This is a genomic window from Bacillus sp. 41-22 (assembly GCF_025809295.1).
Taxonomy (GTDB): domain Bacteria; phylum Bacillota; class Bacilli; order Bacillales; family Bacillaceae_G; genus Bacillus_A; species Bacillus_A mycoides.
In genome coordinates this window covers 1,679,418-1,692,300 of record NZ_CP084035.1, presented here as the reverse complement: position 1 = coordinate 1,692,300, position 12,883 = coordinate 1,679,418, and the positions used below count along the sequence as shown (strand labels likewise).

The following is a 12,883-nucleotide window of genomic DNA, read 5'->3' as shown; positions in this document are numbered from 1 at the left end:
GAATTCACTATGCCTGTCCCTCAAAATTATAAAAAACCAGGAAGAGTTTCAGCAAAGTCACTCGTTTTAAATCAACTGCAAGATTGGATTATAGAAGGTGTTTTACGACCTGATGAGAAAATAAATGATGGGGAATTGGCAGAAGCACTAGGAGTAAGCAGAACACCTGTTAGAGAAGCTTTACAAATTTTAGAGCTTTCTGGATTAGTTGAAATGGTACCTGGGCAAAAAACAAAAATCGCGCCTATTAAGTTAGACGACGTATCTATCATTTATGAGACGATAGCTGGTCTTCACTCAATTATAGGAAAGCAAGCACTGCAAAAAGTTACAGACGCTGATATTAAACTACTTTCCGAGATAAATGATGCTTTTCAACAATCTATACATGAAAAAGATTCAAAAAAAGCTTTAGAACTAGATATACGATTTCACAATACAATTACTTCTATTGCTAAAAACCGATATATTGAACCTTTTCTAGAAAATATGCAACTTCACATTTTACGCCTTGAATATTTATTTTTCCAAAACTTCGTGCCTGCAAGTCAATCTATTAAAGAACATCACTCTATAATTCAAGCACTACAAAAACAGGATGAAAAACGAATGGAACAAATGATGTCTCAAAACTGGCTCCGTCCAATGAAAGAAATACAAAAAATAATTTCTATGAAATAATAAAGCTGGTTACACAAAAGTGTAACCAGCTCCTTCTTTAATAATCTATATGCTATGCCTGAATATTTGCGTAATCTTCAATATGCTCGTACTCTTTTTCCAATTCCTCTAAAGACAGCTCGTATAATTGTCGGTCGCGAATCTTAAACACCCCTGCTCCAATTAACTCATCAATTAAATGTCTCTTACGATTTTCAACAGCAAAACGGAGTTGACTACTCATCTTTTAAAAAACTCCTTTCTACGATCAATGAAAATGATAATCTTTATCAATTACCACTTTTGATTATAAAAGATGATTCTTAATAAGTAAAGTAATCTTATGAAATATTTACCTTACAAAGTATTTGTGGCCACATTATATATATGTATGCCACGCGAAAAATGTTATGACATTTTTTCATACCCTTTTTCTTTCATACTTTGCAAGTTGTCTCATTATGGTTAAATTCACCTTCTATTTCAACTTGAATGGTGACATGTTCTACATGAAATTTCCCCTTTAATACATCCGTTGCTTCTTTCAATACGCTTTGCGTTTCATTACCTTCGATAATAAGATGGCAAGTTAATACTTGAAAATCTGATGTTACAGACCATATATGTAAATCATGAACTTCTTTTACAATAGTAATATTTAATAATGTATTTTTCACCTCTTCAGCATCTATGTGCTGCGGTGCACCTTCCATTAATATATGAACTGTATCACGTGTTACACGCCATCCACTTATAATGACTAAAATAGACACAAGAATACTAGCAACCGCATCTGCAGCAGTCCATCCAAAAAATTTAATAAGTAACGCAGCAATAATCGCTCCAACTGAACCTAATAAATCGCCTAGTACATGTAAGAACGCACTTCTTAAATTTAAATTACCTTTCACATCTCCGCCTCTCATTAATATCCAAGCTGATACAATATTAATAAGCAGACCAAGCACAGCAATAATGAGCATTCCATTACTAGCGATTTCAACTGGTTCCTTAAAACGACGAATTGCTTCAATAAAAATATATACTGAAATGACAATAAGAACGACACCATTACATAATGCCGCTAACATTTCGACTCGCTTATACCCATATGTTTTCGCGGCCGTTGCCGTTTTTTCCCCAAGCTTGAACGCAAGTAAACTTAAAGCTAAGGATACTGCATCACTTAACATATGCCCTGCGTCAGACAATAGTGCTAAGCTATTTGTTACAAATCCGCCAATAACTTCAGCAATCATAAAGCTTGTTGTTAATAAGAAGGCAATTAATAACGCTTTTTTATTTTTTGAATGACCGTGATCATGTGAGTGCCCCATACAAATGCTCCTTTAAGTGCAATATCTGTATGTTAGTATGAAACACATTCCCTATCTTTATCCCCCATTAACGCCCGATAGTGAATGCTACTAATCAGTAGAAGATGAACAATACCCCACTGATTAAAGTTTCACTTTATCCCGCTTCCTCTGTATACAAACTTCGCTACTTTTCAAACAAGTCCTTTTTCTCAACTAAAAACAAGACTACTTCTTTTTTATTTTCATATTGTTTACTAATGAAAGAATTTTTAAGGGGGTTACAAAATTGAAACGACTATTTCTCTGCATGGAGCGTGAACTTGTTGTAGTAAAAGAACAATATGGTAACTATGAAACCACATATCATTTACAAAATATGCAACCTACCTGTATTGTGGTTGATCCATTCCAAACAAATCGTGTTTATTGCGGCACATTTGGACGAGGTTTATGGCTAAGTGACGATGGCGGGGATTCGTGGAGACCAATTGGAGATTCATATCGTTACTTTGATTTCCCTAAAGAGGATGGTATTTTACACTCTTCTATTACTTCTATAACGATAAGCTCAAATGAACAAGTTAACGGCTACGGCGTCGTTTATGTAGGTACAGAACCTAGTGCTTTATTCCGTTCAGAAAATGGTGGTGAAACGTGGACTGAACTTAAAAATATGAAATCATTATTATCTTCTTATACGTGGGCTTTTCCGCCTAGACCTTTCACCCATCACGTTCGCTGGATTACAGTTGATCCAAACACTCCAAATACAATCCATGTTTCAATTGAAGCTGGTGCTGTTATTCAAAGTAATGATAGAGGGCATACATGGATTGATAAAAAATTCGGTGCTCCTATTGATGCTCATCAACTGCTTATGCACCCTGAAGCCCCTAATCGCCTTTATGCATCATGCGGTGACGGATTTATGGGCGGACCTGATCGCGCATACCTTGAAAGTTATAATAGCGGAAACAGCTGGATCTCATGCAGTGAAGGACTTGAACATCATTATTTATACAGTATGGCTATCGATCCGGCTGATTGCGATACAATTCTCGTTTCTGCCGCACCAAGTGCCGACCTTGCTCATCACCGTATTCCTTATGAATCTTATATTTATCGAAAAACGAAAGATATTCCGTTCGAGCAAGTGCAGCAAGGTCTACCCTCTGCAATTGGTACAGTCATTTCAATGTTTGCGACAAACCAAGCAGAACCACATACGTTTTACACTTTAAATAACAATGGTGTATTTCAATCCAATGATAGCGGTGAAACGTGGGAACAACTAAACATTCCGTGGAAAGATGAATATAAAACGCAGCATCCACATGCGTTACTCGTTACTAATTCTTAACGAAAAAGAGACTGCCTAATGTTTTTAGGCAGTCTCTCTTTTATTTCTTTAAATCAATTACAATATCATCTAGAACAATATCTTTACTCTTCGCTTCTTTTTTCGGCACTTCAATTTTCTTCTCTTTTCCATTCACATATTCCACTCCACCATAATTTTCAGGTGTATGAACTCGCAAGTGTACACGAGGTGTAACGATAAGCTTTGTTGCATTTTCGTTCAACTTTTGGAATGTAGCACTCCATCGAATATTGTAAGGATCGTTGCCACTTCCCCCATTTCCTTCACCCGAATAATCATTCCCTAAATCATCCTTAACCGTCAATTCAACATCTACACTATCCCATTCTTTCCTCGCACCCTTAGAAACTTCTTGATTGTAATAAAGAATAAATGAAACCGGCGACATTGCGACCTTTTCCATATTTGCTTTTATACCTTCTTTTTCCGAACTTCCACCAATTGTTCTCTCTTTACTATCCATTGATTTTACAGTTAATGCGAAATTCCAATTACCTTGTATTGATTTTTTCCTATCTGGCATCTCTATTCCCTCTATATTCCATCTAAAGTTTACTTTGTCCTTTTTATTAATATCATGGTGCGTCGTTGTTACCATACCTACATACTTTTTTTCAGTAACTTTAGTCATTTTCCCACTTCCTGAACTACCATGAGCGTCCATTATATCCAATCCGCCTAATATAATAGGATCATCCCCTAAGTCTTGCTCACTTTCCAGTGAATACGTTATAGATAATGTTCTGCCATCAGAAATTACATCATTAATTGTAACCTTAACCCCATTACTCTCCCTCGTCATATTCAATTCAGTCGAAAACTCTTTATAATTTTCATATAACCCTGTTCTACCATTATCTAAAAATCGGAATATGTCACCTACAATTGGCAATCCCCCTGCATATGTAGGAAACCCGATACCAAGCGTTGCAACTGATAATCCTACTAAAATAGATGCAGCAGCGACACCCTTTTTCCAACTTTTCATCTTTTTCTTCATACGTATCGATTGTTTTACATTACGTTTTACTTTTTCTTTTTCAATTTCAGAAGCCTCAATTTCCTCAAGTTCTTTTTCATCTATATCAATGTCATTTAATAGTTCATAAATGTCTTTCATATTGCACTACCTCCAAAACTAATATTCGTAGCATTTTGTTGTAGTTTCTTTTTTCCCCGGTACACACGATTATCGATCGCCGCCCTGGTTAATCCTAACTTGTCACCGATTTCCTCTGTCTTCATACCGAGAAGATATTTCATAATGAACACCTTTTGATCTAACGGTTCTAATTGATTAATAAGCTTCAATAACTCTTCCCTATCTTCCATAACGATTAATTCATCTTCTGCCGATTTTTCTGTACTAATATGAAACTCATCTGAAATAATTTCTACTGTTCTAGTCGCTTTCCGGTAATAATCAATCGCCTTAAACTTTGCAATCGCTGCAATCCATTTTTTAAAATCATTCGGCTCTCCATGAAATTTATTTGCATTATTCCAAATGGAAAGAAATATATCGTTTACACATTCCTCTATGAGTCCATCATTTTGAACCGGAAGAAGAACTTTGTGCGTTATCCCCTTTATGAGCGGTAAGTATGTATCGACAACAAATTCTAGCGCATCTTCCTTCTGCCGCTGTAATCTTTTTATAAAATTTTTCTCATTTGATTTCATGTAGCGATTCCCCTTATTTTTTTGTAAAAGCTTTTACACCCTATATAACGTTTTGGAAATTTTTTTCTCTCATCTTTTTTATTTTTTGTATGTAATGGAATACTTTTCCTTAGCCATTGTCTCATATAAATATAAGCTTGAAGAAAATTTTCTCAAGTCTGTAATTCAATTAGTGTAGTACACTATTTATGCAGACACTCTTTAACCTAGTGTACATTTCATTTAATTAATCTACTTTTATAATTTTAAATTAGGAGATGAAATTTGTATGTGTGGAATTACAGGTTGGGTAGATTGGAAGAAAGATCTTTCAAATGAACATGTTATTTTAGAAAAGATGGCGAATAGTATTCAGCATCGCGGTCCTGATGCTGAAGGATTTTGGTTTTCTCCTCGTGCGGCCTTTGCACACCGACGTTTAATTGTTATTGACCCAGAAGGTGGGACGCAGCCAAAAACATTCCGTGCCGGTGATTATACGTATGCTCTTACTTATAATGGAGAAATTTATAATTTTCGTGAGCTGAGAGAGCAGCTTCAAAAATGTGGTCATGCATTTGAAACTCATTCAGATACAGAAGTGTTACTACATGCTTATTTAGAATGGAAAGAAGACTGCGTACAACATTTAAACGGAATTTTCGCTTTCGCCTTATGGGATGATCAGAAGCAACAACTGTTTTTAGCACGTGATCATTTAGGCGTAAAGCCACTCTTTTATACAGAAAGAAATGACAGTATTATTTTCGGATCTGAAATAAAAGCGTTATTAGCTCATCCATCTGTTCCTGCTGAAATTGATGCGGATGGAATAAATGAAATATTTGGATTAGGCTTATTTCGAACTCCAGGATGTGGCGTCTTTAAACATATTCAAGAAGTTCGTGCTGGACATTCTATAACATTCACACGTGATAAAAAAGTAGTTAAGAAGTATTGGAATTTAGAAAGTAAGATCCATACAGACTCTACCCAAGACACATCTTCTCATATTTTATCTATTTTACAAGATACAGTAAAAAGACAATTAATTGCTGATGTTCCCCTCGTTTGTATGTTATCAGGCGGATTAGATTCTAGTGGTATTACTGCACTGGCAGGTAAAGAATTTAGAGAGGAACACAAAACACTTCACACATATTCAATCGACTTTTTAAATAGCGCGAAAGATTTCGAACTGACATTTGCTCGCACTGGTTTAGACGCTCCTTGGGTAAAACGTGTTTCTGAACATGTAGGGACATCGCATCATGATATTATTGTGAATGCTGAAGAATTAGCAAATCACTTATTCGTTCCCCTCCATGCAAAAGATTTACCAAGTGCTGGCGAAATGGAAACTTCACTTTATTTACTATTTTGCGAAATGAAAAAAGATGCAACCGTAGCTTTATCTGGAGAATCTGCTGATGAAGTATTCGGGGGATATCCTTGGTTTCATCAAGAAGAACTATTATATGTAGATAAGTTTCCGTGGTTAACAAACTGGAAAAACACATCTTCTCTATTATTAAGCGAAGTAACAAATCAATGTAATCCTGAGCATTATATTAATAAACGATTCCATGAGGCTGCTCTTGAAGTACCTACTCTTGAAGGCGAAAACAAAAAAGAAGCGAAACAGCGTCAAATGTTTTATTTATTTTTAACACGATTCCTTCCGTTCTTACTCGACCGTAAAGACCGTATGAGTATGGCTGTCGGATTTGAAGTTCGTGTACCGTTTTGTGATTATAGATTAGTTGAATATTTATGGAACGTTCCTTTCAATATTAAAAGTATTGATAATATCGAAAAGGGAATTTTACGTAGAGCGCTGAAACCGGCTTTACCTGATGATGTGCGAAATAGAAGAAAAAGCGCTTACCCTACTTCACAGGATCCACACTATTTACAAACAATCCGCAATTTAACGCTTGATATGTGCAGCAATAAAAATAATCCTGTTTTCTCACTCATTAACCATTCCATATTACTTGCAATTGCTGATCAAAGTAACAAAGAGATTACCAATTTTGAAGCAAGAAGTGCTATGGAGTATATGCTACAAGTAAATGAATGGTTAAAAACGTATCATATTCATATTGCTTAACAAAAAAGAGTTCAAGGACAAAAACCCTTGAACTCTCTTTCATTTATTAATTGGCACATTGTCTATTTTCAGTATCGATGGACCATCCAATAATAGTGGCACAATCTCTACCTTTCCACTGAAGTACATTTGTTAATACAGGCTCAATCTGTAAACAAGATCCGTCGTGTAATATTTCTACTAAAGATTGATCATCATCAAACTTTAGTTTATCACACTCTAAAATACCATCCGTTGCCATTACAATGTGATTCTGACCTTTTTCTAATCCCCTTACCCCTGATGTAAAACAAGGTGTATTCGCTGCAAAAACATTTTTTCTTCCTATATACTCATAGTTCTTACGCTTATTTAGCCTACCTTTTCCATTTTTCGTTTGCTCTGAATGGAATAAATACGCAAAGCAATCACCAACTGATAGCCAATATAAGAACTCGCCTTTTCGTAAACAAATTAAACATGCAAGTTCCTCATCATCTTGGTCACATTTCTCGATAAAGAGCTCATCTGTAAATAACGCTAATAAATACATATGTGTATGATGAAATGCTAAATGGATTGGGTATGAAAATAACTCTTTTAGTTTTTCTTCTCTTTCTGAAATCGCTTCTATTATATAATGTATATTTTTCGTTTTATGATGTGTATCAAAAATCATAACAAATTCAAATTCTAATTTCGGATCCCACCAAGCTAGCACTGCATCTCCTCTTTCATATGCATCACTCTCTTGATTTCCTCCATATACGCCGACTGAAAGAGGACCACATTTTTCAACATGTATTTGATCTACATACATCTTTTCATGACTAATCCATTTAAATGTATTCACAGCTATCATCCTCTCTCTTGCTAAATGTATACCTTTACACATAGATTACCTTATATTTCAATAAAAATAAACTTTTTCAACATTTTTAATGAAAATAAAAGGATTTTACTTCTTAATCAACGAATATATCTTACTATACGATATAAAAATAGGAGGATTTATCATTATGAAAGACATTAATCAACATTGGGAAAGTATTTATTATCACTTACGGTATGAATATGAAGACAACCTTTCTCACCAAGCTATTCGTATTTTACAAATCGTTTCTCGTGAGAAAGATATAACAATTGGAAAAGTTGCTACTGAGCTTAGTCTCTCTCATAACACAGCATCTGAACACGTAAAGCGCCTTATTCAAAAAGGATTTATTATAAAAGAAAGAAACAAACACGATGAAAGGGTTGTAAACCTTACTTTAACGAAAGAAGGCATTGAAGTATTAGAAAAGCATACTTTACTAGATAAAGAAAAGATAAAAATATTAGAATCACAGTTATCAAAAGAAGAACAACAATTAATTGAAAAAGCCTTTTCGTTATTAGCGAAGGAGGCAAAATATGCATTTCCTCGTTAAAGTAATCGTTTCGGCACTTATTATCGGCGTTATTACTGAAGTCGCTAAACATTATAGTACGATAGGCGGCTTTATCGCTGCCCTTCCACTCGTTAGTTTACTAAGCCTATTTTGGATTTCTTTCGAAGGTGGGAGTAAACAAGAATTAAGTCAATTCGCTTTAGGCGTATTATATGGATTTCCTGCATCCGCACTACTATTATTTATTGTTTATATCGGTTTAAAGAACTCCTTTTCACTTAGTACATCTATACTCTTCGGCATATGTGCCTGGTGTATCGTCTTTACTTGCCAAAAAGTATTTCAAGCTTAGGGGGAATTACTATTAATAGATCAATAGAGATATTTGGACAAACTGTAGAAGTATATATAAGAGGTAACAGTAAACAAACTGTAGTCATTCAAACAGGAATGACTTGCTCATTTTATGATTGGCTCCCTATTATAGAAGAGCTTTCACAACACTTTACAGTTGTTTCATACCATCGCCCAGGTTACGGAAAAAGTGAGCTAGGAAATACTCCACGTACAGCAAGGCAAGTTACAAAGGAACTACATATGTTACTAAACAAACTCCATATTCACAAGCCAATCATTCTAATCGGCCATTCCTATGGAGGGTTATGTGCACAACATTTTGCAATGTTACATGAAGATAGGCTGCAAGCACTTCTTTTAGTTGATTCTACTTCCATGAACTTACACCGATTAGATGAGCTTCATTTACCAGTTTCTGATCAAACTGATTCTGATGATATGTGGCTACAAAAATATTATACTTACTCCAACATGGATGCAGACGCACTTTATAATGAACTAAAATCTATGCTCGTCAATACAACAAAACAGCATATCAAATTTTCTACCTCTCCTTCATTATATAAAGCGACAGCTTCTGAACTGTCCGAGTGGAAAAATTGTGCTCGCTCAATAAAAAAACAACATAAAACATTAGAAATACCATTAATTGTTATCGGTAGAGATCCTCAATATTCTATTGCTCAATTAATTGAGGGCGGTATGCCAAAAGAAGAAGCTACACAACTTGAAGATATGTGGCAAGAACTTATTCGTGAACAATTAAATCTCTCAATAAACAGCCAATACATTTTGGCTGAACATGCTAGTCACGGGATAGAAAACGATCGTCCAGATACTATCATTGAAGCCATTCACTTATTGTAAATAAAAAAAGGAAGCAACTAAAGCTGCTTCCTTACTTATCTATTCATAGTCTTCTTCATCATCGACTTCTTCATAATACGAACTCCCATTGCTTACATATATAGGACCGTTCGCAACATCAATACGTAGTACCCATGCCCATGGCACAGCTAAACGTTTATGTATTGCTCTCCAAAAGTTCATTGATTTTCTTTCGTACTCCTGGAACTCCTGAAGTAACTCTTTATAGGAGGAACCGTCTAACTGAATATTTGCTTCTAATAAACGAGAATGGGCATAGTACTGTAACTCTAGTTCAGCAGCAATCTCCATTTCTTCTTCCGTTGCCATGCCTATAATTGCTCCATCTGCTGGTGCGATTTCATATACGTTGTGAACTTCAATAAGCCCTTCTTTCTCTTTCTCAAACATGTAAACAGCCTCCTTTAACCAATATTTTTTATGTTACAAAGTCATACTTCTACAATACCTTCTCCCTTTCCTCTTTTTTTGATAAACTTTTACAAATTATTTATCTGATAATCTGTAGACTGTATTCTTTCAGCAGAACTGAAACAATTATTATCAAAAGTTAATTTATACACATCTGGCATATGAAGGGTTTTCCAAAACTGAAAACCATATTTCGAATCAAAATAATTCATTAGTAATACCATAATATTCCCATGAGTACCTATTACAATATTCTTACCTTTATATTTTTTTAATATACTTTGCATGCATATTACAGCGCGTCTTTGCGCTACATCATTTGATTCTCCGCCTTCGTATGCAAAAGTCCAGTCTTCCCATACCTTCTGAATAGCATCATTAAAATCTGTTACTGGCTCTTTACTTAATAACCTTTCCCGTAAATCTTCTTCCAGTTGTATTGATAAATTATATGTATTCGCAATTCCTTGCACGGTTTGAATCGCCCTTTTATACGGGCTAGAAATAACAACATCAATGTTTTTATCCTTTAACAAACTTGTTACATTACCTGCATCAATCTCTCCTTCTTCAGATAAGGGACGTTCCCTTTCTTCCTTTGTATATGTAGAGTGAGCGTGGCGAACGAAATATACTGTAGTCATTATTCAACTTCCTTTCTTAGTTTCAATCTATATTCCATGCAGTAAATAGGAAATCCTGTATCATGAATAGAAAAGAGCGCCTTTTAAAAAGCGCTCTTTTGTTTACATAATAAAATTATTCCGTTATAACTTTCTTCTGAATTCTTCATCTGTTATAGCATCTTGAATAAAATAATCTATATTATTTCTCAGCTTTTGATATGCAACTTGATCTTCTATATCGTTAAACATAATTACAACTTCTACCTTATTCCCTTTCTTATCTGTAGTATACAAACTTTTTGTCAATACGAATGCGGTAGAACCACCTTTTTGACCAGCATATTCCAACTTACTATTTTCAACTGTTCCTTTAAAAACATTATCAATTTCATCTTGCATTGATTTTGGAAAATAATTTCTACTATTTATCTTTTCCATTAAACTCAAATAATCTTTAGCCTTTGCACTCACTAATCGATCTGACCAAATACGCTGGAATTCCATATCTATTTTTAATGGTATATCACGTTTCTTCCATTCACTTTCATCTTTCATCCATTCATGTATTTGTAACACGTGTTTATTATATTCATCATTAGACATGTTACGTATCATTTCTAACGATTGATTTTCTGGCTCATTAAGCTCTTTTTCTACATACCCTCTCATATATAGTGAAGCAGTATACGAAGAGAACTTGTCATGACTAGTAAGTTCTAACTCTTTTAAACTATCATTTACTCTTTCTATTCCAAGCTTATCTAACAAATATGTTGTATTCGCATTAGAACTATAATGAATCATCCCTTTAGCTACTTCTTCTAAAGCAATCTGTCCATTTTGCACTAACTCTCTCACTTTTGAATCTTCTAACCAGTCAGGATGCGCTCCACCATCAGTATTTTTAACATAATATTTTTCTAAATCCTGCAATGAAATTTGTTCATCTCGACTTATTTTTCCTTCTGACACTTGCTTAGCAAATTCAACTGCTATGACGATTTTTGCCGTACTCGCTAATGGCAATTTTACATTTTCATTTATAGATGTTAATACTTCCCCATTTTTTCTAATTAGTAATGAACACGTTTCATCATCTTTATGTTCTTTTATGTACTTTAATACGTAATCAGGATCTTCTTTTGACAAATAGTACTTCATAATAAAAAAGAAAGCTATAACGGCTACTATAATGACTCCTGCAACAATTCCTATAATCTTTAATATGTTCACAATATGCCCCCTCTATAAATTCCCTTCTATATAATAATTATAACGAATAAAAATACAAAATTATACAAAAAAGAGTAACTCTTCCTAAAAAAAGAAAGAGTTACTCTATTTCACATGATGTTATTTGTCCATTTAACGTAACAACTATATTTGAGTCGTCACTTTCTTTAACTCTATTTAGTCGATTTGAGTTAGGAGGACCAATTACAACTGACTCCTTAATTGGCGAAAGGTCCTTTCCTAATTTTTCTGCACTTACACCGTATGCAGCTTGAAATACTTCTGGCGGTGTTAATCTAAGTATGTCTGATCCCTCTGCTGTTTCAAACTGATCGTTATTAAAGAACAAATGTAATTGTACTTCTTCTGTTACCGCTGTAATCCAATGCCACCATCCCATTGGAATAAAGACAGTTTGCCCCGCTTTCACATGATAATTTTGCAATTGATTCGTTTCGGGATTTAAAATGGATGTAACTGCTTCTCCTGATACAACAACATCTAATTCCCACGCATTCGGATGCCAATGTGGTTCCCGCATATGCCCTTTTGTCATAAACAAATCAACAAACGCCCCTCCTATCATCGCAGGTAACTGCGTTGAGGTAACTTCATATGCAACGTTTTTCTCATCTCTTTTAAAAAAGACATTTTTTCTCGAATCAAAGAAAAGATTTGGCGTTCCTGAGCTTTTCTTTAAATTTTTATTATCTGTAACATAACCTGAATTACTCATTCAATCCCTCTTTCCCGCTCCGAACATTTCTGATTTTACACTGTATCGTATGGGGAAATTTTATAAATGTGCCTATTAACAACATAACAAAAAAACATGCCTTCATGATGAGAGCATGTTTTGTGAT

Annotated in this window: 15 protein-coding genes; 6 read left to right on the top strand and 9 right to left on the bottom strand. The window is 34.6% G+C overall.

What is annotated here, in order from left to right; translation table 11 throughout:
* The first annotated feature begins 9 nt into the window (after positions 1 to 9).
* Positions 10 to 681: a GntR family transcriptional regulator gene (locus LCF45_RS08720; RefSeq protein ID WP_002030983.1), complete on the top strand. Its 672-nt coding sequence runs from the start codon at positions 10 to 12 to the stop codon at positions 679 to 681.
* Between the two features lie 52 nt (positions 682 to 733).
* On the opposite strand, the gene fbpA is transcribed toward LCF45_RS08720, so the two are convergent.
* Both fbpA and LCF45_RS08710 read right to left on the bottom strand, forming a co-directional pair.
* Positions 734 to 904, bottom strand: a complete 171-nt coding sequence (gene fbpA, locus LCF45_RS08715; protein WP_002012091.1) for a Fur-regulated basic protein FbpA — start codon at positions 902 to 904, stop codon at positions 734 to 736.
* A gap of 193 nt (positions 905 to 1,097) precedes the next feature.
* Positions 1,098 to 1,997: a cation diffusion facilitator family transporter gene (locus LCF45_RS08710; RefSeq protein ID WP_002012090.1), complete on the bottom strand. Its 900-nt coding sequence runs from the start codon at positions 1,995 to 1,997 to the stop codon at positions 1,098 to 1,100.
* Between the two features lie 268 nt (positions 1,998 to 2,265).
* On the opposite strand from LCF45_RS08710, the gene LCF45_RS08705 reads away from it, so the two are divergent.
* Positions 2,266 to 3,339: a WD40/YVTN/BNR-like repeat-containing protein gene (locus LCF45_RS08705; protein WP_078203051.1), complete on the top strand. Its 1,074-nt coding sequence runs from the start codon at positions 2,266 to 2,268 to the stop codon at positions 3,337 to 3,339.
* 40 nt (positions 3,340 to 3,379) lie between these two features.
* On the opposite strand, the gene LCF45_RS08700 is transcribed toward LCF45_RS08705, so the two are convergent.
* Both LCF45_RS08700 and LCF45_RS08695 read right to left on the bottom strand, forming a co-directional pair.
* On the bottom strand, positions 3,380 to 4,480 hold the full coding sequence (locus LCF45_RS08700; protein ID WP_002186196.1) for a DUF4179 domain-containing protein: 1,101 nt from the start codon (positions 4,478 to 4,480) through the stop codon (positions 3,380 to 3,382).
* Positions 4,477 to 5,043 carry a sigma-70 family RNA polymerase sigma factor gene (locus LCF45_RS08695; RefSeq protein ID WP_002012086.1) on the bottom strand — a complete coding sequence of 189 codons (567 nt, stop codon included), beginning with the start codon at positions 5,041 to 5,043 and terminating at the stop codon, positions 4,477 to 4,479. The genes LCF45_RS08700 and LCF45_RS08695 overlap by 4 nt, the downstream gene beginning before the upstream one ends.
* Positions 5,044 to 5,311: 268 nt before the next feature.
* Here LCF45_RS08695 and asnB point away from each other — a divergent pair, with 268 nt between their 5' ends.
* Positions 5,312 to 7,135, top strand: a complete 1,824-nt coding sequence (asnB, locus tag LCF45_RS08690; protein WP_263894741.1) for an asparagine synthase (glutamine-hydrolyzing) — start codon at positions 5,312 to 5,314, stop codon at positions 7,133 to 7,135.
* Between the two features lie 46 nt (positions 7,136 to 7,181).
* Here the strand turns inward: asnB and LCF45_RS08685 are convergent, their stop codons facing one another.
* Positions 7,182 to 8,009, bottom strand: a complete 828-nt coding sequence (locus LCF45_RS08685) for a PP2C family serine/threonine-protein phosphatase (RefSeq protein WP_002012083.1) — start codon at positions 8,007 to 8,009, stop codon at positions 7,182 to 7,184.
* A gap of 124 nt (positions 8,010 to 8,133) precedes the next feature.
* Here LCF45_RS08685 and LCF45_RS08680 point away from each other — a divergent pair, with 124 nt between their 5' ends.
* Genes LCF45_RS08680 through LCF45_RS08670 form a run of 3 tightly spaced genes read left to right on the top strand, consistent with a single transcriptional unit; the run spans position 8,134 to position 9,729 of the window.
* Complete coding sequence (locus LCF45_RS08680) at positions 8,134 to 8,544, top strand: MarR family winged helix-turn-helix transcriptional regulator (RefSeq protein WP_002030991.1); 411 nt, start codon at positions 8,134 to 8,136, stop codon at positions 8,542 to 8,544.
* Positions 8,528 to 8,857 carry a DUF3147 family protein gene (locus LCF45_RS08675; RefSeq protein ID WP_002086410.1) on the top strand — a complete coding sequence of 110 codons (330 nt, stop codon included), beginning with the start codon at positions 8,528 to 8,530 and terminating at the stop codon, positions 8,855 to 8,857. Before LCF45_RS08680 ends, LCF45_RS08675 begins: the two co-directional genes overlap by 17 nt.
* Positions 8,809 to 9,729 carry an alpha/beta fold hydrolase gene (locus LCF45_RS08670; RefSeq protein ID WP_078203049.1) on the top strand — a complete coding sequence of 307 codons (921 nt, stop codon included), beginning with the start codon at positions 8,809 to 8,811 and terminating at the stop codon, positions 9,727 to 9,729. Before LCF45_RS08675 ends, LCF45_RS08670 begins: the two co-directional genes overlap by 49 nt.
* Positions 9,730 to 9,768: 39 nt before the next feature.
* Here LCF45_RS08670 and LCF45_RS08665 read toward each other — a convergent pair whose 3' ends face one another.
* The 4 genes from LCF45_RS08665 to LCF45_RS08650 form a co-directional block, all read right to left on the bottom strand.
* The gene (locus LCF45_RS08665; protein WP_000461762.1) at positions 9,769 to 10,140 is read right to left on the bottom strand and encodes a hypothetical protein; all 372 of its coding nucleotides are present in this window, start codon (positions 10,138 to 10,140) and stop codon (positions 9,769 to 9,771) included.
* An 89-nt stretch (positions 10,141 to 10,229) separates the two neighbouring features.
* Positions 10,230 to 10,805 carry a histidine phosphatase family protein gene (locus LCF45_RS08660; protein WP_002030998.1) on the bottom strand — a complete coding sequence of 192 codons (576 nt, stop codon included), beginning with the start codon at positions 10,803 to 10,805 and terminating at the stop codon, positions 10,230 to 10,232.
* 123 nt (positions 10,806 to 10,928) lie between these two features.
* Positions 10,929 to 12,020 carry a serine hydrolase gene (locus tag LCF45_RS08655; protein WP_078203047.1) on the bottom strand — a complete coding sequence of 364 codons (1,092 nt, stop codon included), beginning with the start codon at positions 12,018 to 12,020 and terminating at the stop codon, positions 10,929 to 10,931.
* Positions 12,021 to 12,120: 100 nt separating this feature from the next.
* Positions 12,121 to 12,756, bottom strand: a complete 636-nt coding sequence (locus tag LCF45_RS08650) for a cupin domain-containing protein (protein ID WP_002086416.1) — start codon at positions 12,754 to 12,756, stop codon at positions 12,121 to 12,123.
* Between the last annotated feature and the right edge of the window lie 127 nt (positions 12,757 to 12,883).